The sequence below is a fragment of the Streptomyces sp. SGAir0957 genome, from assembly GCF_043523415.1.
In genome coordinates this window covers 8,223,203-8,243,527 of sequence record NZ_CP027293.1, presented here as the reverse complement: position 1 = coordinate 8,243,527, position 20,325 = coordinate 8,223,203, and the positions used below count along the sequence as shown (strand labels likewise).

Annotated in this window: 14 protein-coding genes; 4 read left to right on the top strand and 10 right to left on the bottom strand. The window is 74.4% G+C overall.

Features of this window, described 5'->3' with window-relative positions:
• The first annotated feature begins 65 nt into the window (after window positions 1-65).
• Complete coding sequence (locus tag C1N81_RS42755) at window positions 66-1,688, top strand: M48 family metallopeptidase (protein WP_394437079.1); 1,623 nt, start codon at window positions 66-68, stop codon at window positions 1,686-1,688.
• A complete protein-coding gene (locus tag C1N81_RS42750; RefSeq protein WP_394437077.1) occupies window positions 1,688-2,755 on the top strand; it encodes a hypothetical protein in 1,068 nt (355 codons plus the stop codon). The genes C1N81_RS42755 and C1N81_RS42750 overlap by 1 nt, the downstream gene beginning before the upstream one ends.
• Window positions 2,756-2,866: 111 nt before the next feature.
• Here C1N81_RS42750 and C1N81_RS42745 read toward each other — a convergent pair whose 3' ends face one another.
• Together C1N81_RS42745 and C1N81_RS42740 are read right to left on the bottom strand one after the other, a co-directional pair.
• Window positions 2,867-3,745 (bottom strand): serine hydrolase, encoded by an 879-nt coding sequence (locus C1N81_RS42745; protein WP_394437075.1) that lies wholly within the window; start codon window positions 3,743-3,745, stop codon window positions 2,867-2,869.
• Window positions 3,742-4,671: a LysR family transcriptional regulator gene (locus C1N81_RS42740; protein WP_394437073.1), complete on the bottom strand. Its 930-nt coding sequence runs from the start codon at window positions 4,669-4,671 to the stop codon at window positions 3,742-3,744. The genes C1N81_RS42745 and C1N81_RS42740 overlap by 4 nt, the downstream gene beginning before the upstream one ends.
• Window positions 4,672-4,786: 115 nt before the next feature.
• Between C1N81_RS42740 and C1N81_RS42735 the strand changes: the two genes are divergently transcribed.
• Window positions 4,787-6,421 (top strand): penicillin-binding transpeptidase domain-containing protein, encoded by a 1,635-nt coding sequence (locus C1N81_RS42735; protein ID WP_394437071.1) that lies wholly within the window; start codon window positions 4,787-4,789, stop codon window positions 6,419-6,421.
• Window positions 6,422-6,446: 25 nt separating this feature from the next.
• Here C1N81_RS42735 and C1N81_RS42730 read toward each other — a convergent pair whose 3' ends face one another.
• Window positions 6,447-7,043: an NADPH-dependent F420 reductase gene (locus C1N81_RS42730; protein WP_394437069.1), complete on the bottom strand. Its 597-nt coding sequence runs from the start codon at window positions 7,041-7,043 to the stop codon at window positions 6,447-6,449.
• Window positions 7,044-7,085: 42 nt separating this feature from the next.
• The gene (locus C1N81_RS42725) at window positions 7,086-7,856 is read right to left on the bottom strand and encodes an inositol monophosphatase family protein (RefSeq protein ID WP_394437067.1); all 771 of its coding nucleotides are present in this window, start codon (window positions 7,854-7,856) and stop codon (window positions 7,086-7,088) included.
• Window positions 7,857-8,100: 244 nt separating this feature from the next.
• Here C1N81_RS42725 and C1N81_RS42720 point away from each other — a divergent pair, with 244 nt between their 5' ends.
• Complete coding sequence (locus C1N81_RS42720; protein ID WP_394437066.1) at window positions 8,101-9,000, top strand: LysR family transcriptional regulator; 900 nt, start codon at window positions 8,101-8,103, stop codon at window positions 8,998-9,000.
• 19 nt (window positions 9,001-9,019) lie between these two features.
• On the opposite strand, the gene C1N81_RS42715 is transcribed toward C1N81_RS42720, so the two are convergent.
• The 6 genes from C1N81_RS42715 to C1N81_RS42690 form a co-directional block, all read right to left on the bottom strand.
• Window positions 9,020-10,450, bottom strand: a complete 1,431-nt coding sequence (locus C1N81_RS42715) for a DUF6519 domain-containing protein (RefSeq protein ID WP_394437064.1) — start codon at window positions 10,448-10,450, stop codon at window positions 9,020-9,022.
• 64 nt (window positions 10,451-10,514) lie between these two features.
• Window positions 10,515-12,695: a hypothetical protein gene (locus C1N81_RS42710; RefSeq protein ID WP_394437062.1), complete on the bottom strand. Its 2,181-nt coding sequence runs from the start codon at window positions 12,693-12,695 to the stop codon at window positions 10,515-10,517.
• Window positions 12,692-16,402: a putative baseplate assembly protein gene (locus C1N81_RS42705; RefSeq protein ID WP_394437060.1), complete on the bottom strand. Its 3,711-nt coding sequence runs from the start codon at window positions 16,400-16,402 to the stop codon at window positions 12,692-12,694. Before C1N81_RS42705 ends, C1N81_RS42710 begins: the two co-directional genes overlap by 4 nt.
• Window positions 16,399-19,599 carry a putative baseplate assembly protein gene (locus C1N81_RS42700; RefSeq protein ID WP_394437058.1) on the bottom strand — a complete coding sequence of 1,067 codons (3,201 nt, stop codon included), beginning with the start codon at window positions 19,597-19,599 and terminating at the stop codon, window positions 16,399-16,401. Before C1N81_RS42700 ends, C1N81_RS42705 begins: the two co-directional genes overlap by 4 nt.
• Entirely contained in the window at window positions 19,596-19,991 is a 396-nt protein-coding gene (locus tag C1N81_RS42695) for a GPW/gp25 family protein (protein ID WP_394437056.1), read from the bottom strand. The genes C1N81_RS42700 and C1N81_RS42695 overlap by 4 nt, the downstream gene beginning before the upstream one ends.
• On the bottom strand, window positions 19,988-20,320 hold the full coding sequence (locus C1N81_RS42690) for a hypothetical protein (RefSeq protein ID WP_394437054.1): 333 nt from the start codon (window positions 20,318-20,320) through the stop codon (window positions 19,988-19,990). The genes C1N81_RS42695 and C1N81_RS42690 overlap by 4 nt, the downstream gene beginning before the upstream one ends.
• Between the last annotated feature and the right edge of the window lie 5 nt (window positions 20,321-20,325).

Here is a 20,325-nt window from a genome sequence, read left to right as displayed (position 1 = left end):
TCACCCCGTGAGGCCGGCTCTCTTCCCGTGGGGGGAACCGCCCGATGGGCTCTACTCTGCGCGCCGTGCGCGCTCTCCTGCTGCTGCTCGGCTTCTACGTGGTCGGGCTCGTGATGCTCGGTGCCCTGGGCCTGGCCGACTGGTGGCTGATCGAGGACGGTGTCCACGGCATAGCCGGGCTCAAGTTCCTCTTCCTCAGTCTGATCGTCGGCATTCCGATCGTGCAGGGCATGTTCGCGCTGCGCGGTCCACGGTTCGAGCCGCCTGCCGACGGGCTCCGCGTCGACGAGCGGCAGGAGCCGCGCCTGTGGGCCGCCGTGCGCCGCCTCGCCGAACAGACCGGCACCCGCGCGCCGGACGAGATCTATCTGGTGCCCGACGTGAACGCCGCCGTCTACGAGGAGGCCCGGCTGCTCGGCCTGTTCCGGGGGCGGCGGGTGCTGCTGGTCGGCATGCCGCTGCTGAGCGGTCTCGACGAGGCCCAGCTCATCTCCGTACTGGCCCATGAGTTCGGCCACTACTCCAACGCCGACACCCGCCTCGGCGCCATCAACCGGCGCGGCTTCGAGCAGATGTCCCGTACGGTCGCCACGCTGATGCGGCGCTCGGCCGCCAAGGTGAACGACGAGCGGGTGAAGGCGGAGGAGAAGGAGGCGCGCCGCGTCGCCAAGGGCAAGGCGGCGCGGGAGGTCAGCACCGGCAGCGCGGGCCTGAGTTTCCGTCTCGCCGCCAAGCCCTTCATCTGGTACGGCAGGTTCTACGTGCGCTCCATGCGGGGCACGATGCGCCGCCAGGAGTACGCCGCCGACCTGGCCGCCGCCCGGATCGCGGGCCGCGCCGCGACGGCGTCCGCGCTGCGCGAGGTCCCGGTGCTCGACGCCGCGTTCGGCTTCTACATGAAGTCGTACGCGAGCCTCGGTGCGAACGCGGGGCTACTGCCGCCCCAGGGCGAGGTCTACGGCGGCCTGCACCGCCTTCTGGAGGCGCGCTCGGCCGAACTGGACGAGCTGCGGGCCGGGTTGCCGCCCGAGGAGCGTTCCGCGTACGACACGCACCCGCCGATCGCCGACCGGGTGGCCCGCGTCGAGCAGTTCCCCGACGACGGTCGCACGGCGGACGCGGCCGGGTCCGCGCTCGGCCTGCTGGACCACCCGGCCGCCGCGCTCGCCGCCCTGGAGCAGGTGTCGCTCACGCCCGAGGCGCTCAAGATGCGGCGCACCGCAGACTGGGAGCAGCTCGTGCACGAGTCGATGACGACCTACGCGGGTGGGGCCGCGCAGCCGCTGCGGCAGGCGGTGCGCGAGGTGACCGGCGGGGACGGTTCGTTCGGCTCGGTGCTCGCCGCGATCGAGGCGGGTGCGCTGTGGCAGGTCGCGGACCGGCTGCCCAAGTCCGCGCAGGCGGCGGCCGCGACGGGCCGTGCGGCCCGCGAGTTCGTCCGCCCGCGCCTGCACGACCTGCTGCGCGACCTGACGGTGGCCGAGCTGATCGCCCGCGGCGGCGCGCACTTCGAGCTGTCCTGGACGGACTCGGCGCTGCTGCGGCTGCACGACGCCTCCGAGGAGCAGCTGGCCCGCGCTCTGGACGCGGCGGTGGCGGACGTGCCGGACACCGCCGGGCTGCGGCAGCTGTTCGACCTTGCCCCGGCCGGCGGGGCGGGCAGCACGCGAGAGCAGGAGGCGGTCTGATGGGTCTCTTCCGCAACCGGCGCGGCACCGGTCCGAACCGCGTCGGCTCCTTCAGCGACAAGCAACTCAGCTCCGCCGAGCGGCAGTTCGGTCTGGTCCCGGTCGAGGAGATCGACGGCGAGGCGGCGATGGCCCCGGAGCCGCGGGCGGAGCAGGTCAAGTCGGCGGTCCGGGCCGGGGACTGGCAGGTCGGGGCCGCGTATCTGGAGGAGGCGGGGCGCGACTGGGCGGAGCGCACCCGCCGCTCCAACCTCCTCGCGGCGCAGGCCGTCACGGACGACGGCTGGCTGCTCGCCTGGCGCACCGCGCGGCGCGACGATCCCGGGGCGGCGCTCGTGAACGCCCGGTCGCTGGTCGACCTGGCGTGGGAGATCCGAGGCGGCGGCGTCGCCGGGGCCACGACCCGGGAGCAGTTCGCCGGGTTCCACCGGATCCTCGCGCAGGCCCGTGAGGCGTTCACCGCGGCGCAGGCGCGGGCGGGCGACGACCCGTGCCCTTACGTCGCGGAGCTGCCGCTGGCGATGGGGCTCGGCTACGACCACGAGGCTTTCGAAGCGATCTGGGCCGAGGTCGAGAAGCGGGATCCGTACCACGTGGGCGCGCACCATTCCGCGCTGCAGTACTGGTGCGCGAAGTGGCGGGGTTCGCACGAGGCGGCGGAGGAGTTCGGCAAGGCCGCCGCCGCGAAGGGCGCTCCGGGACAGCTCCTGTCCACGATCGTCCTGGACGCGTACTTCGAGTACGAGATCTCCGACGACAAGCTGAACCCGGGCACGTACTACCAGCAGCCGCACATCGTCGCGGCGACGGACGCGGCGCTCGCGGACGTGGCCGCCGCGCACACCGAGAACCCGCACCACCGGGCCGTCCCGCCGGCCCGTCACATGCTCGGCCACTTCCTGTACCACCAGCACCGGTACGAGGAGGCGCTGGAACAGTTCCGCGCGGTGGACGGGTACGCCGGGACGACACCGTGGTCCTACTACGGCGATCCGGCGCGGCAGTACGCGCGGGTGCGGAACTACTGCGCGGCTCAGGTCGCGCACCGGAGCGGCGCCGCGCGGTGACGTGAGCGGGGCTCCGCCGTCGCGATCGCGTGATCTCGTTGAGCGGCGCCGACCGGGTCGGCCCGGCGGCGCACTGGCTTCAACTGCGTTGCAAAGAGAGCCCGTTGCGCATCAGACCCTGTTCGCGCGCAACGTGTCCACGGCGATGCGGGCCGCCGTGCCGATGACGGCGTCGGCGGCCGGCAGGACCGCTGCGGTGCGTACGGTGCGGGTGAAGACGGCGACGGCGTAGCGGCCGCCGTCGGGGTACTCCACGACGCCGATCTCATTGCGCAGGGTCGGCAGCGACCCGGTCTTGCCCGCGACGTGCACATCGTCGAAGGGGAACCCGGACGCGAGCCGGTGCGGCCACACCTGAAGGCCCATAAGGCGGCGGATCGCGGCGCCGTGTCCGGGTGTGCAGGCGGTGTCGCGCCAGATGGCAGTGAGCAGCCCGGTCAGGTCGCGCGGGGTGCTGCGGTTGGCCTGCGCCGGGTCGAGCGCGCGGAGCCGGGCGATGACGTGCGGGTCGGCCAGGGCCTGGGCGCCGCCGGGGCCCGCGTCCTCCTTGACCATGGACATCGCCGCGCCGAAGGAGTGGACGGCGAGGGTGTGGGTGAGGCCGAGGCGGGCTGTCGTGCGGTTGACGGCGTCCAGGCCGACGCGGGCGAGGAGCAGGTCGGCGGCGGCGTTGTCGCTGACGGCCATCATGAGGTAGGCGAGGTCGCGCAGCGAGAGCCGGGCGGTGTCGAGCATGGCCGCGAGGCCGGTCGGCCCGGCGGAGCGCCCGGCGGGCGGGCAGTCGACCTGGTCGGCCAGGTCGAGGTCCCCGGCGGCGGCCCGCTCGTGCAGCGCGACGAGCAGGGGCAGTTTGTGGACGCTCGCGGTGCACACCAACTGGTCGCCGTGGAAGTCGAGTTCGGCCCCGGAGTCGATGTCGAGGGCGTGCAGCCACCCGGTGACCCCGGCGTCGGCGAAGGCGGTGCGCAGGGCGGTGGTCGTGTCGGTCATAGCCAGTACTCCGCTGCGGGGCGCAGATGCATGGGGCGTGTGGGGGTGTCGGGGCGGGCGCCGGCCGTGGTGCGCAGGGCGTGCTCGGCGGCCTCGGTGAAGGCGCGGACGGTGGCGTCGCCGTGGCCGCGGGGCCAGGCGACGGAGTGCCGCCAGGCCAGCGGCGCCCCGGCGAGCGGGCGCCACACGAGTTCGGGTCCCGTGCTGTCGCCCTGGGTGTCGCATGGAGCGAACGCGACGGCAGCGGCGGACAGGACGAGGCCGCGGACGAAGCTGGCTCCCCGGCCGTGCCGGATCGCGGGCGGCGTGTAGCCGCCGCGGGCGCAGGTGGTCAGCAGGTCGTCGTAGAGCGCGGGGGAGCCGGCGCGGGGAAAGAGGACCAGGTCGTGGCCGGTGAGCGCGGCGAGGGGTACTTCGCTGTGCTCGGCGGCGGGCGCGCCGGGCGGCAGGAGGACGCCGAGGTCGCGGCGGAGCACCGGCCCGAGTTCGAGGCCGGTGACGTCGCAGGGGTGGTGCACGAGGCCGACGTCGAGCTCATGCGCTCCGAGCCGGTCGAGCTGCTCGGCGGTCGACAGCTCGTGCAGTTCCAGTTCGGCCTCGGAGCACCGGCGGCCGAACTCCGTGAGCAGGGCGGCGACGGTGGCGCCCGCGATGTCGGGCGGCAGCGCCGCGCGGAGCAGTCCGCTCTCCCCGTCGCGGATGCGGCGTGCGGCGGCGCGCAGGGTCGCGGCGCGGGCGAGCAGTTCGCGGGCCTCGGGCAGCAGCAGTGTGCCGGCTTTGGTGAGGGTGACCTGGCGGCTGGTGCGGTCGAAGAGCCGTACCTCCAGCTCCCGTTCCAGGCGCTGGATGCGCTGGGACAGGGGTGGCTGGGCCATGCCCAGGGCGGCTGCGGCACGGCCGAAGTGTGACTCTTCTGCAACAGCCACGAAGCATTCCAGATGTCGGATCAGGTCCACGACCAGCGATCATATCCATTTTTGATTGATTGCTGATCGATATCGGACTTGGACATGGGTCGGTTTCCTTTGTTGTCCTCCGGACATGACACACCTTTCCACCACCACCCGCGGGAGAGCCGCCCGCCCCGCGCTCAGAGCCGTCACCGCTGTCGTCGTGGTCTGCGGCGTCGCCGCGGGCGGCGCGTACGCCACCGGGTTCGGTCCGTTCGACCGGGGCTCAGATGCTCCCGATCCGGCCGCCGCCGCGCAGGCGCGCGCCTTCCTCGCCGACTGGTCCGGCGGGCGCTACGACGGGGCCGCCGCCCGCACCACCAACCCGGCACGGGCCGAGGAGGTACTGCAGAGCTTCACCTCGGGTCTCGACATCGAGAAGCCGCGGCTGACCGCGTCGGGTGCCGAGCGGGCCGACGACGACACCGTGCGCGTGGCGTTCACCGCGAAGATGCCGGTCACGGGGCTCGGCACCTGGACGTACTCCTCCCATGTCCCGCTGCGGGAGCAGGACGGCGCCTGGAAGGTCGACTGGTCGCTCGGGCTCGTCCATCCGCACCTGAGTGATCAGGCGAAGTTCCGCCTGGAGCGCGAGGACACCACCGTGCCGGAGGTCGAGGACCGGCACGGCGCGTCCCTCGCGGGTGACGCCTATCCCTCGCTGCAACCGCTCCTCGCCCAGTTCGCGGGCGGCGACGGCGGGCCGCGCGGCGCGATCCGGCTCATCGACCGCGTCACCGGGGAGGTCGAGGGCACCGAGACCACGTTCGGGCAGCGGAAGGAGAAGGGCGAGGACGCGGAGCCGGGTGACGGCCCGGTGACGACCACACTGGACGCCGCCTGGCAGTCGGCCGCCGACCGGGCGCTCACCGGCGAGGCCGACGGCAAGAACGCGTCGCTGGTCGCCCTCCGCGTCGACAACGGCGAGATCCTCGCGATGGCGAACTCCCCCGCCACGGGCTTCAACCGGGCCGTCTCCGGCACGTACGCGCCCGGCTCCACCTGGAAGATCGTCACCAGTGGCGCGCTGCTGCTGAAGAACGCCGTCACCCCGGACACCGTCGTGGACTGCCCCAAGTACCTCACGGTGGGCAAGGAGTTCCACAACGTGGAGACCTCCGAGCACCCCGGCGCCACCTTCCAGAAGGACTTCATGGAGTCCTGCAACACGGCGTTCATCAGCCTGCGCGGCAAGCTCGGTGACGCCGAGACGGGCGACGTCGCCGCCAAGTACTTCGGCGTCGGCCAGGAGTGGCATGTCGGCATCCCCTCCTACGACGGCTCGGTGCCGGTGCCGAAGGACGCGACGGAGAAGGCCGCGGCGATGATCGGGCAGGGCCGCATCCAGGCCAACCCGCTGATCATGGCCTCGGTCACCGCGACCGCCGCGTCCGGCCGCTTCCACCAGCCGACGATCGTGCCGGGCACCGAGGACACCACCTCCACCACGCCCCTCCCCGACCCGGTCGTCGCTCAGCTCCGGACGATGATGCGGGCCACCGTCACCGACGGGACCGCGCACGTCCTCGCCGATCTGCCCGGCGAGATCGGGGCGAAGACCGGCACCGCGGAGGTCGCCGAGGGCGAGCCGAACAACGGCTGGCTGGTGGCGCGGCGCGGAAACGTCGCCGTGGCCTGCGTGGTCGAACAGGGTGTCACCGGCGGCGGTTCGGCGGGCCCGATCCTGCACCGGCTCCTGTCCGCCGTGCCCGACGACCCGTCCTGAGGCCCTCGGAGCACCGCCCCGGCGGTCAGCGCGCGAGCGAGATCGCGAAGGGCGCGAATCCACTCGCCCGGATCACGTGGGGCACGAACAGGACGGCGGCCTCGGTGGCCCGCGCGGTCTCGGTCCCGCCGAGGTCCGTGATCCACTCCTGGTGCCAGCCGAGGTCGGCGAGCAGCCCGCGCACCGTCTCCTTGGCCTCCGCGTCCGCGCCGGAGAGGAAGGCGGTCGGCGGCTGGGCGAGCGCGGCGGGATCGGTCATCACCGTGTAGAGCATGGTGTTGAGCGTCTTGACGACACGGGTGTCGGGGAGCGCCTCCTGCACCTGCTCGGCCAGGCTCGATCCGGGGTGGAGCAATGCCGCCGGGAGTCCGTCGGGACCGTCGACGGTGGCATTGGAGACGTCCACGAGGATCTTGCCGCGCAGCTCTTCGCGCAGCGCGCTGAGCCGCTCCAGCGAACCGGCGCCCGGGGTGGCGTTGATGACGATGCGCGCGGCACGAGCGGCGTCGGAGGCGGAGCCCGGTGAGCGGTCCGCCACGGTCACCTCGTGCCCGGCCCGGGTCAGGGCGCGGGCGAGGCCGCCGCCGACGCGGCCGCTTCCGAGAACAGCGATCTGGGTCATGGTGCGTAGTCCTTTGCTGCGTGTTCGCGAGGGGTGAGGGGGTCAGCGGGAGAGTGTGGTGACGGCTTGGGCGTGCACGCCGGGCGCCGAGGCCAGGAAGCTGTCGCTCTCCGGCGTCCAGGGGCGGCCCTCGGCGTCGGAGATCCGCCCGCCGGCCTCGGTGACGAGCAGCGCCCCGGGGAGCAGGTCCGCGCGGGCCCCGGCGAACTGCCAGAAGGCGTCGACGCGGCCGGCGGCCACGTTGAGGAGGTGCAGGGTGGCGGGCACGGAGGTGCGGACCACGAGCGCGTCGAGCAGCATCGCGGTGATCGAGGCGCCGACGCGCCGCACGACCTTCTCGTCCTCGTCCGGCCGCGCCTGGCTGGTGGCCACGAGGCTCAGGCCGAGGTCCGTGGTCCCGGACACGTGCAGCGGGCGGCCGTCGAGCCGGGCGCCGGCACCGGCGAGGGCGGTGTAGGTCTCACCGGTCAGCGGCAGGTGGACGGCGGTCAGCACCGGCTGGTTGTCGCGTACGAGCGTCGCGGTCACCGCCCACTCGGGCAGTGCGTGCAGGTGGTTGACGTTGCCCTCGGCCGGGTCGAGGACCCACCATTCGCCCGGCGGCAGGGCCCCGCCGGCGAGTTCGTCCTCCACGAAGCGGGCGTCCGGACGCAGGAGGGCGAGGCGGGGGCGCAGGACGTCCAGGGCCGCGTCGTCGTTGGCGGCGAGCGCGGCCATCAGCTCCTCGCGGGTCTCGTAGCGGACCACGTCGCCGAACCGCTCCAGCAGCACCGCGGCCGCCGCGCGGACGGCGCTTGTGGTGTGCGTCAGCAACTCCTCGTCGGAGGCGGTCCCGGTGACGGCCTGCGGCGATTCAGGCGATCCAAGCGATCCAAGCGATCCAGGCGATCCAGGCGATTCAGGCATGGCGGAACTCCCGTGCGAGGAAGGGGTGATGGGGCGGGCCGGGCGGCGGAGACCGTGTCGCTTGCCGTGGCTCTTCCGTGCCCGCATCTCGAAGGTAGGAGAGCTCTGCATTAACTACAAGTGCATGTAAAGCACGCCTAACATGACTCCCATGCAACTGGATCTGAACCTGCTCGCCGCGCTCGACGCGCTCCTGGAGGAAGGCAGCGTGGCCGGGGCAGCCGCGCGCCTGCACGTCACCGCGCCCGCGATGAGCCGCAGCCTCGGCCGGATCCGGCGCACGACCGGGGATCAGATCCTGGTGCGCACCGGCCGCACGATGACCCCGACCCCGTACGCGATCGCCGTCCGCGAGCAGGTGCACGAACTGCTGCAACAGGTCCAGGGTGTCCTTGCCCCGAGCCGCGCGCTCGATCTCACGACGCTGGAGCGCACCTTCACGCTGCGCTGGCACGACGCGCTCGTCGCCCTCGGCGGGCCCCCGCTCCTCGCGGCCGTCCGCGCGCACGCGCCGGGCGTGCGGCTGCGTTTCGTCGCGGAGTCGAGCGTCGACACACCCGGTCTGCGGCGCGGCGAGGTCGACCTGGAGGCGAACGCGAACCGCCCGACCGCGCCCGACCTCCGCGCCGAGCGGGTCGCGCAGACGCGGCACGTCGTCGTCGTACGGCAGGGGCACCCGCTCACCCGGGTCAAGGCCGTCACCGCCGCGCGGTACGCCGCGGCCGAGCACCTCACCGTCTCGCGGCGCGGACGGCTCACCAGCGCCCTCGACGACGCGCTCGCGCGGCTCGGCCTCACCCGGCAGGTGGTGGCGACGGCGCCCACCGAGGCGAGCGCGTTCGCGTTCGTGCGCGGCTCCGACCTCGTGGTCACAGCGCCGGAGTCGACGACGCGTGCGACGGCCGGGGCGCTCGGACTCGCCCTCCTCCCCCTGCCCTTCGAACTGCCCATGGCCGCGGTGTATCTGTCATGGCATCAGCGCTACGACACCGATCCCGCGCACGCCTGGCTCCGCGATCTGGCGCGGACCGCGCTGGCGCCGCCGACGTGACATGCGTTCCCCGGGCGCGCTACCTGGTCGACTCGACCGGCACGGCCAGCGGGCCGAAGACGTGGCGCAGGTCGGTCACCCCGTCCTGTGCCTTGCCGCGGACCCAGGCGAGCGGGGCGTAGTGCACCTCGATGCCGGCGGGCGGTTGCAGCAGGGGCCGCCGGGCGGTGTCGCGCGGCCATTCCACGGTTCCGGTGGCCGTGCGCGCGGGGACGATCCAGTGGTCGCCGGGCCGGTAGGTGCCCTCGGCGGCGAAGGAGACCTGGACGCCGTCCTCCAGGTCGAGCCAGGTGCCCTCGCGGCCCTTCAGGGCGAGGGCGCCGTCGACGAGGCGCGGGGCGCCGCGGCCGGTGCCGCCCCGGTGGTCCCAGCGGCGCAGGAACGGACGGCGGGCGGCCACCCGGCCGGTGCCCGGGGCGGGCTCCCCCGACAGGCGCACGCGGCGGCCCGGCAGGTCGACCTCCTCCACCCGCAGCAGCGGTGTCCGCTCGTCGCGGCTCTCGTGGGCGGCGTCGGACACCTCGACCCAGTCGCCCGCGCCGAGGTCGAGTTTGTCGTCGGCGCCCAGGGTCGCGAGGGTGACCCAGGCGCCGTCCAGGGACGCGACCGGCACCGTGACCGAGCCGTTCTCCCGGGACCATTTGAAGGTGGCCCGCTCGGCGGTGCCGCCCTGGTGGATCTCGACGCGGTACAGCTGGTTCTCGGGGCCCCGGTAGCGGGCCTCGGGGTGGGTGACGCAGGGGTCCTCGTCGGCGCGGGAGGGGCGTTCGGCGCGGGCGGCAAGCCAGGCGCCCGACGTAGCGCGCTGCTGCGCCCACTTGTCGAACGCCTCGCGGATCTCGGGCGCCGCCCCCTTGCGTACGGGGACGTCGAGTTCCGCCGCGGGCAGGGCGAGGACCTGCCACACCACTTTGCGGCGGGCCGCGGTGTCGGGCATGGCCGCGCCGAGGGCGACCTCGCGGATCTCGGGGTCCTCCACCGCCGTGACGGACCGTTCCCAGACCTTGAGGTAGACCAGGTAGGGGAACTTGTCCGGCAGCCGGTCCGACTCGCGTTCCGGGTCGCGGTAGCCGTCGGGCTGGGTCCAGTACCGCCAGAGCGTGTCGTCGTCCGCGCCCGGCGCCTGGTCTCCCTCCCCGCTCTCGGCGGGAACGCCGGGCCGCGGCCGGGTGGCGTCGAGGGGGATGCCGTCGACGTAGTAGCGTCCGGCGCCGATGGTCAGGTCGTCCGGCACCCGGTTGCCCGCCTTGTAGGTGATGGCGAAGCCCGGAGCGCCCGCCGGGCCGCCGTACCGCCCGACGAGGTCGGCGACGGCGGTGCGTTCGCGGTGCAGGGCGATCGCCGTCTGTTCGTTGGCGTCGGCGTCGAGCTGGACGCGGCCCTGCTGCGCAAGCACCGCCGCGTAGTGCTTGTCCGGCCGGAAGGTCACGCGGGAGAGGTCTGCGTGCATGGGTCTGGTCCCCCTGGGAGGTCGCGCGGGAAGAGGCGGAAGATGGCGTGCGGGAGCGGGGCGCTCAGGTGACGTGGATGATCCCGGCGTCGGTGCCCGCCGGTACGAACTCGTCGAGCCGTGCGCGCAGACCGTCCTCGCGCTGCGGCTGGAACAGGTCGTGGAAGACGCCGAGTTCGCTGCCGTCCTCGGCGCCACGGGTGATCTCGGGTGCGCAGCGCCCGGCGAGCCGGGCGTAGTCGGGTGTGCCGTACCGCTCACTGAGGAACAGCGGTCGTACGCGCTGGGCCTCGGCGCCCTGGCGGGCGGGGAGGTCCGCGGGGTCGGTGCCGTCGCGCCGCGCCCGCTCGCGTGCGGCGGCGCGGACCTCGTCGGGCTGGCAGTGGTAGCGGCGCGGGGTGCGGGAGCCGGGCGGGACGTAGCAGAACCGCATGCAGCCGACGGAGCGGCGGGCCACGTGCAGGCGGCCGGTGAAGATGCTGTCCTCGGCGCGCTCGACGGCGTGGACGTGGACCTCGCCGAGGACGGTCGACCGGTGCGCGTGCAGCACCGCGTGGGCGTGCCGGCACTCGGGCGCGGACAGCGCCTCGCGGTCCGGGCCCGTGGCGTCCAGGATGCTGTCGGTGAGGTGGAGGTGGACCGGGTCCGTGCCCACCTCGTCCCCGGCGACCAGGATCGTGCCGAGGATCGACCGCTCGATCTGGACGCAGGCCGTGGTGCACTCCAGGACGAGGCTGGGTTCCTGCGGGGAGTGCGGCTCGCAGTGGGGCTCCAGGGACCAGCCGGGCACCAGGGTGCAGTGCCGGATGACGACGGCGCCGACGGGCCCGGTGACGTTGACGCCCCGGCCGGTGATCAGCAGGCCGTCGAGGACCATGCGCGGCGGGGGTCCGTCACCGGGGTTGCCGCGGATGTTGAGCGCGTCGGGGCGGTTGCTGTACCAGTCCAGGAGGCGGATGACGGGCCTGGTGCCCTCGGCGGCGCGCAGTTCCAGGCGGTCGCCGGGTTCCAGGTCGAAGTCGAGCTGTTCCTGGTAGGTGCCGCTGTGGGTGATCTCGATGACCGCTTCGGCGCCGCCGTCCGCCCGCCATCGTTCGAAGGCGTCGGTGATCCGGTCGTCGGGCTGGCCCGGACCGACCCGGTAGACGGGTGCGCCGCGCGGGGTGACCCGCTCGCGCGGGTACTCCCCTCCCCCGGTGTCGTCGGCGAACGCGTAGTGGTAGGTGACCCAGACACCGCGGCGCGGGGCGGAGCGGCTGCCGAAGGCGATCCGGCCGAGCACCGGGTCCACCGCGACCTGGCCGCGCCGGGGCCGGTACGTCCAGTCGGTCAGGTCCGCCACGACGATGTCGGCGGGGGCGACGGGCTCCTCGTGTCCGTCGCGCCAGATGGTGAAGCTCTTGCCGGGCCCGTAGTGGTCGGTGAGTCCGTCGGCGAGGGCACGGCGCCGCAGGTAGGCGGGCACGTGGTCGGCGCCCGCGAGGTGGGACGGCGACGGTTCGGGCTCCGGGCGGGCCACCAGCGGGGTGTCGTTGCCGAGGAGGGAGAAGGTGTAGAGGTTCCTTGCGCGGTCGACGCAGTAGGCCGGTGCGCGGGTGACCGAGTACGGCTTGAGGCGCCAGACGAACAGACCGACGCCCGCGGGGTTGTATCCGCCCTGGCGTCGCGCGGACCCGGCCCGGCGCACATCGGCGGTGTGCGCGGACGGGTCGAACGGGCCGCCGAGCAGGTCGAGTCCGGCGCCGTCGCGCACGTCGGCGAGGCGGCCCCGGGTCAGCCGGCGCGCGCCGGCCGCCTCCTCGCCCGCCCCGTAGAGGCGGACCGGCTGGGCGGCCGAGAGGAGCCGGGAGAACTCCACGGCGCGCGCGGGCCATTCGGCGACCGACGCGGACAGCTCCTCAAGGAGCGCGAGGGTGCCCTTGCGGCGGCGGTTGGCGACGGTCGCGGCCACGTCCCGGCGCGGGGCGAGCCGCTGGGCCAGCGGGCCGCCGGGCCGCAGCGCGAGCGCTTCCTCGTAGCCGGGCGGGAGCTTGTGGCCGACGAGGTCGCCGAGGTAGGGCACGGCCCAGTCGGCGCAGGTCTCGATGAACCAGTCGTCGTAGGCGGCCTCGATGCCGGTGCGGACGAGATCGGCCTGTTCGGCGATGACGGCGAGCAGGGCCCGCAGTGTCTCCCCGGTCTCGGCGTCGCGCAGCCGGTGCCACTGCGGCAGCAGCCCGTACAGCCCGTCGGGCTCCCTGGTCATGCGCGGACCTCCTTGAGGATCAGCGTGTCCGGCACGTCCGGGGACAGCAGCGCGAACTGTGCCGGGCGGACACCGCGGAACACGCACACCGAACGGCCCTTGTCGAGCGGTGCGGTGTCGGTGATGTCGGGGTTGAGCCGCAGGAGTTCGGCCACGGTGATGCCGTGCCGGGCGGCCACATAGGTCAGGGTCTCCCCGTCCCGCACCACCCGGTGGAACTCCTCGTCGTAGCGGGCGAGGTGGGCCTCCACCACCGCCTGCGGCGCGGACAGCCGCTCGCCCAGTGCTTCCAGACCGGCCGGGGTGATGCCGCCCGGCACGCCGGTGAACGCGTCCACGTCCACGAAATCGACGCCCGGCACGGCCTGCGCGGCGGCCAGCACCTCCGACAGGTGGGCGCTCTGGCCGAGTTCACGTCCGGCGTAGCCGAGCCGGGCCAGGAGCGCGCGCCGTACCTGCGGCTCCACAAGGTCCCACCGGTGGTCGGGGTGGACCTTGATCCCGGCGACGACCACCAGCAGGACCGGCTCCCGGACGGCGACGACGACCGGCAGCCCCGGGTCGCCCTGCGCCGTGAGCGCGGAGTGCAGGGTGCGGACGACGTCGGAGTCGCCGGTGAGCGGGGTGTCGTCGGCGCCCGCCACCGTGACGTGCACGATCTGCCCTGCCCCGTCGGAGAGTTGGCGCGCGCTCGCCCTGCCGATCCCGGCGCGGGAGCGGGCGAAGTCCTCGAAGTCGGGCACCGAGACGAGCCGGTCGAGGGCGGTGACGGCGAGCGGGATGGTGCGGCGCGCGGCTCCCGGTCCGTCCGGGTCGGCGCCGCCGGTCGCGGGCAGCGGGTTGACGACCGAGCTGACGCCGAGCGGGCGGGTGGTGAGCTGGGTGACGCGACCCGCCTTCACGTTGGCGGCGCGGCCGACGCCGACCCGGTAGCGGGCCCGGACGTTCTCGTGCCCGGTGGGCAGCCGCGCCCCGTGCACACCGTCGCCGAAGGTGACCGTGGTCCGGCCGTCCTCGGTGACACCGGTGACGTACACCCGCGCGTCGGGGGCGCGGCCGGCGAGGCTGTCCGTCTCGTGCCAGAGCACCCCGTCGACCCGCACCTCCAGGGTGCTGCTCGCGCCGAGCGGGGTGTCGGCCGCGAGCCAGGTGAGCGGGGCCTGCCACAGGGCGAACGTCTGGCCCGTGCGCGAGGCGTCGCCGCTGCCGATCGGTTCGTCGCGGGTGGCGCCGTGGGTGGCGTGCACGACGTTGCCGAGGATCTTGACGGTGTCGCGCCGGTAGCTGTGGGCCAGGGCGCCGCTCAGGGTGATGGTGGTGTGCACGGCGTCGCCGGGGAGCTGCGGGTCCACGGACTGCTCCACACCGGCGATCATCGTCAGCTCCGTGCCCTTCACGCCCGGAGTGTCGGGGATGTCGGTGCGCTCGCCGGTGACGACGATACAGCGGCCGAGGTCGAGGCCGTCGTACAGCTCTGCCAGCTCGATCCGGTTGCCGCGCACGTCGTCGGTGACGTCCTCGTCGGCGACCGTGAGGGGCTCCCCGCGCGCGTACACGGTGGTGTCCCTGATGTGCGAGAGCAGGACGTCGTGCTCGTCCAGCCAGCGGTCCTCCAGGGTGAGTTCGGTGACCTTGCCGGTGATGCCGAAGTCCGCGCGGGACAGCACCCGGATCCCGGTGACGCGGGTGATGACGAGCGACAGCTTCGGGTCCCCGGGGATCTGCCCGGCGGCGCCCTTGCGGGGGCGGTGGACGGCCACCCAGCTGCCGGGGGCGATGCCCTCGTACACGGCGTCGAGCGCGATGACCTTGCGGGAGGTCTGTGCCAGCTGGGAGGTCAGGGTGATCTCCACGCTCGGGTCGGGCCCGGCCGCGGACCGGCCCATGGTCACCCGGAGGCCGCCGTGGTCCGCGGGCGGCGCCTGCTCCCCGGGGGCGAGGCGGTGCTCCAGGGTGGTGCCGTTGGCGACGGTGACGTGGACGAAGTCGTCCTCCATGCCTCCGCGCTGGGAGACGAAGAGGGTGCGTACGGGCAACTCGGCCTGCAGCTCCGCCTTGACGCCGGGTTCGGGAGGCTCTGCGGCTCCGGGGCCCGGCTCGGGCTCCGGCCGGATCGTCGTCAGCCTGATCCGGCCGGGGCCGAAGTCGACCGTGCCGGTGAACGGCAGCGCGTACCCCGCCTGCACCGATCCGCCGCCCTCGACATAGGTGAAGTCGACCCGGTCGGGCACGCCCGTGTCGTCGTAGCCGACCTTCATGCCGATGAACTTGGACCCCGTCAGCGGCCAGTCCTCGTAGCGGACGACCTGATTGCCCTGGTAGACGGGTTTCAGGGGCGCGGTCGCGCCGAACGGGGTGGCGGTCACCCGCATCGCCCGCAGCTCGCGCAGCGCGGACGGCGCCGTCGCGTCGGTCCGCCGCCATGCCTCGAAGAGGCCCTCGCGCAGCCGCGGGTCGAGCCCGGCCAGGAGGTGCGGGGCGAGGTCGGCGCCGGGCGCGAAGATCTGCGCGGGGTCGCGGGCCAGGTGGCGGGCGGTGAGCGGCGGCCGTACGGGGGCCATGCGCAGGGCCGGCAGCAGGGCGCCGAGGGCCGCGAGCGCGGGGTGGGACGGGGCGGGACCGCCCGGGTCCTCGTCGGGCTGCGGCGGTTCGAGGGCGCGTGCCTGCTCGCTCAGCCGGTCGAGCCCCTCCGCGAGCCGCGCGAACCAGTCCGCCACCTCGTCGTGGTCCCGCGCCAACTCCTGCGCCTCATGGGCGCGTTCGACGGTGGCGTCCAGGCGTGCGGCGAACGCGGTCGGCGTCGTCAGCTCGTCCAGGTCCGCGCGGAGCGGGGTGAGCACCTGGTCGTCGAAGTCCACGACGAGCCGGCTCCCGGCGGGCCAGGGGCTGTTGGGCCCGCTCTCCGCGTCGGTCACCCACTGCCGGGCCTCCGCGACCAGATCCTCCAGGGACGGCAGGGCGGGCCCCGGCAGTCCGACGACCGTCACGGCGTCCTCGCGCTCGACGCGCACGTCCGACACCGTGAGCAGCGTGCGCAGGGAACGGTCCGCGGTCTTCTCCGCGCTGAAGACCAGCAGCAACTGGTCACCGGCCTTCAGGTTGTTGGCGGTGCCCGCGACGACGAGCCGCTGCCGCTCCTGGAGCGAGCGCGCCGTGATCCGGTACGGGCGGCGGCGCAGGACCCGCAGCTCGTTCCACGACCAGCGGGCGGCGAGCTCCTCCGACGTCTCGAAGGGCTGCGGCTCCTCGCCCGGCCCCGGGACGCTCTGGCTGCGCGCGCCGCGCGGAATGGTCACCGTGGGGTCCTCGCCCGCGCGCGGATCACGGTCGAGGCCGTACGCGAGATATGTGTCGGCCGCGACGCCGGGCCTGGCCTTGTGGCCGACGAGCCTGCCGAGCAGGGCGAGGGAGTGCTCCTCGGTGGCGGTGCGCAGGTATCCCTCGTTGGCGATCCGCTCCGAGTAGAACGTCAGCAGGTCGCCGAGGACCGCCCAGGCGTCGAGGAGCGCGACGGCCGGGTCGTCGGGCGTCCGGGCGGTCAGCGCGCGCAGCGCCGGATAGGCCGGGCTCGACAGGCGGGCGAGCATGGCGGACAGGAAGTCGGCGTGGGTGCCGGTCCGCAGCGCCAGGGTGTCGGCGCCGGGCGGCGGGACCGCTCCGGCGCCGTCCCGGGCGTCCGCGCAGCCGCAGGAGCAGATGCCGGTCATCGGCCGCCTCCGATCACAAGGGCGAGCCGGCCGTTCTCCGGCCGGTCGGGGTCGTTGTCGCACTGGGCGATCTCCAGGGGGCCCAGGGGCAGTACCCCGGCCTCCAGTTCTCCGTCGTCGTCGCGGAACAGCCGGCGAAGCCGGGTCACTTGGGCGCTGAGCACGCCGGGCACCGCCGCGGCGGCGGCCACCAGACGGCTGACGCGCACCGGGTCGCCGAACGTCAGGGCATCCGGGTGGAAGAGGCCGGTCCTGCCGCCGGTGAGGCGTGCGGTGCCGAGGACCCGGCGCAGTTCGGCGAGGACGTGCCCGCGCAGGCGGCCCGGGGCGAGGCACACCGTCAGCTCGATGTCGAGCGGGACCGTGCGGGCCGGGTGGACCACCACGTCGTGCCCGATGCGCCGGTAGCGCTCCAGGGTGTCGGCCACGGCGTCGAGGAGCACCGGGCCGGCGCTCGCCGCCGCGTCGCCGAGCGGGTCGACGGCGACGTGGACCTCCACGCCGCTGCCGGTCCAGCGCAGGTCGGCGGCGGCGCGCTGCACCCCGGGCACCGCCGTGGCCAGCTCCGCGTAGTCCGCGGCGGTCACCGCGCGCAGCCGGGTGCGGCGCAGGGCGAGCGGCGCGAACTGCCGGACGTCCGCGAGCGACTCGGGGGCCGTGCCGCCGACGGCGGGCAGCGGATTGCGCACCCGTACGAGGCCGTCGGGGCGCTCGCAGTGCTCCGCGCAGAGGACGAGGTGGTTGACGGACTCCGCGCCGACGTTGCCGTCGGGGCCGTTGCCGACCCGGTAGGACACGTCGAGGTCCGCGCCGGGCGGGGGCGGCGCCCCGTGGCGGCCGTCGCCGAAGCGCAGGGCGAGGCGGCCGTCGTCCTCCAGCTCGCCCACGAAGTGCCGCTCACGGCGCCCGTCGGACAGCAGGTCGCGGCGGGGCGTCCACACGGCGTCGCCGACGGCCGCGGTCACGGCCGGGAGCGCCGTACGGGGGTCGGGCGCGGTCAGCGCAGCGGCGGGGCCGGTCAGCGCGGGCTCGGCCGGGTCGAGGCCGCGGGCGTAGGCGCGGCCCCAGCTGTGGCGGACCTCCCAGACCGTCCTGGCGCCGAGGACGGTGCCGGCCCTGGCCCGCGCGACGAGCACCGCGAGCCGCCGCAGCTTGCCCGCGAGCAGCCGTTCGCGGCGGGAGAGCAGGTCCCGCAGCGCGCGGACGGGATGCTCCGTCAGCCGGACCTCGTCGAGGACGCGGGCGCCGAACAGGAGGGTCAGTTCGGCGATCTCGGCGCGGGACGGCTCGTGGTGCTCGCGCGCCCGGCGCCACAGCTCCTCCAGGCGCACGCGGACCCGCTCGGGCACGGCGGCGAGCAGCCGCGCCTGCGCCGCCGCGATCTGCCGGGGATCCGGGTAGGGCACAGCCTGGGTGACCGGCGTCAGCCGCAGCACGGGACGGAAGCGCACCGGCACACCCGGATACGTCACCTGGGCGAGCAGCGTCCGCAGGGCGTCGGCCTGGGCGTCCGCGGTGGGCGGTGCGACGCGCTCCTCGGGCTCGGAACCGGCGGCGAGGTGCAGGTGCGTCTCGATCCCGGCGCGGGTGACCGCCTCCTCGCCGACCAGGGCGTGCAACTCCCTGACCCGGTCAGGCGTCAGCTGGTGCCCCGCCTCGGCCAGGGCCAGCAGCCGGTGCAGGTCCTGGGCGGTGGCGCTGCCCCCGTCCCGCTCGCCGCAGCCGGACTCCGGCGGCCCGCACGGCGGGAGGACCACCGGCTCGGGTGGCACCCGGAAGCGTTCGGGGGCGCTGCCGCAGAACGTCAGGGAGCGCCCGTGGTCGGCCGGCACCACGTTCCCCCGTACGAGACTGATGTCGTCGATCAGGCGGCAGTCGGGGCCGCCGCGCGCGGACAGGCACACCGGGAAGGTCAGGGCGTCGGCGGCGTCCCAGGCGACCTCGACGACCGGCCGGTCGTACAGCTCGTCCACGAGCGGGATGACGGAGGTGAGCCGGACGGCCTGCCGGTGCGCGGGGTCGGCGTCGGCGGGCGCGCCGGTACGGGGGCCGAGCACTTCCTCGATGAGAAGCAGGTCGCCGGGTGCGAGCGCGAGCAGCCGCGCACGCCTCTCCCCCTTCCCGAGGTCCTCAGCCTCCTCGTCCGCCCACGCGTCGCGCAGGGTCGCCGAGGTCGCGCCGACGGGCAGGGAGCACTCCTCGTCGCCCCAGGTCCAGAACCGGATCGCGTTGTGCTGCGGCCGTACGGTGAGGTCGCGGGTGCCCAGCGGCTCGAAGACCTCGCACACGGCGGCGCGGGCCGCGAGCGCGTCCAGGTCCTCGTCGGCGACGACCGTCCCCAGCTCCGGGCGTTCCCTGGGGTCGAGGCCGCTGACGTCGATGGCCGCGAACCGGTAGGTGCCCGCGCGCAGTGCGACCTCGCGCTCGGCCTCCAGGGCCACGAACGCGCGGGCGTTGCACCCGTCGTGCATCGCGTAGTCGACGAGCCGGACGTGGCGGCGTACCGACACCCGGCGTCTGGCCGTGTCGAGGTAGGCCTCCGTGGCCACCGCGTCCTGCTCGTAGCCGAGCCGGTCGGCGGTGTGGGCGAGCAGTTCGACGAGGGTGACGCCCAGGTCGGGGACGTGGCGTTCGGTCCAGCCGGGCGTGGTCAGGCTCATCCGGTCGAGCAGCAGGCGGCGCAGGCTGTCGTAGTCGCGGGCCGTGTAGTCGATCACCGGGCGGTCGGCACTCACGGGCTCGCACACGCGGGGCGCCGGTACACAGTCGAGGGCGGTGGGGCAGGACGGGCCGAACGTGAAGTCGGCGCCGTCGTAGCGGGGATCGAAGCCGTGGTACGGCAGCGTGCCGGGCCGCCCGTAGGCGTCGCTCTCGATCACGCTCAGCCGGTACGTGGACGTGTCGCCCGCCCGGTCGAGCCCGACGTGCATCAGGTCGTCGTACTCCGGGTCCTCCGCCCGCTCCACGCCGACGTCGACGGCGCGGATGCCGGTGACGCGGCGTCCGCCGTCGACGCGGATGTTCTCCGGGCCGAGGTGGCGCGGCGCCCTGCCGAGGAAGGTGACGGTGAGGGTGCGGCCGTCGTCGCTCACCTCGACGCCGTCGACACCGTTGAGCCGGGCCGCGCGGACATCCGCCCTGCGACGCTCCGTCCCCCGGCACTCGGTGGCACCGCCGGGGCCGTTGTCCCTGTTCACGCGGCTCCCCTCCCCTCGGGCCCCTCGAAGGTGTCGTCGCGGCGGGTGCCGGTCCGCAGGACCTCGTAGACGAGGCGCACCCGCACCGCGTTGTCCTCGCTCTCCACGTCGAGCGCCTCGACGGTGATCACGTCGCCGAGCCAGCGCTGGAGGGCGGCCTGCACGGAGAGGTGGAGGGTGGCGGCGAGTTCGGGGCTGTTGGGCGCGAAGACCAGGTCGAGCAGGCCGCAGCCGAAGTCGGGGCGCATCACCCGCTCTCCCGGGCTGGTGAAGAGGAGCTGCTCGATCATGTCGCGGACGTGGTCGTCGTAGCCGGCCTCGGCAGTACGTCCCCTGCGGTCGATCCGTAAGGGGAAGGCGATGTCGGTGCGCCGCGCGCGGGAGAGGTTCACCGGCCCACCGCCCGCTGCTGGACCAGGGAGACCGTCGCGTCGCCCTGCGGCACCTGCTCCGCGCTGTGCCCGGTCCCGGTGGAGGACTGGAGCAGGACCGGCGAGCCACCCGCCCGGATCCGGGAGGACGGGCCCTGCCACCGGATCGTGGTGCACGGCTGGGGCTTGTTGCCGACGGTGAACGGGCATCCCGTGACCGTGTACAGGTCGGCGGTGACAGAGGCGAACCGCCCGTCCACCACGACGCGGGACTGCGCCGACTGGGCGGTGGCGGGAGCGCCGTGCGGACAGGTGACGGTCGCGTTCGCGTGCAGCACGTTTCCGGGCATGGGCG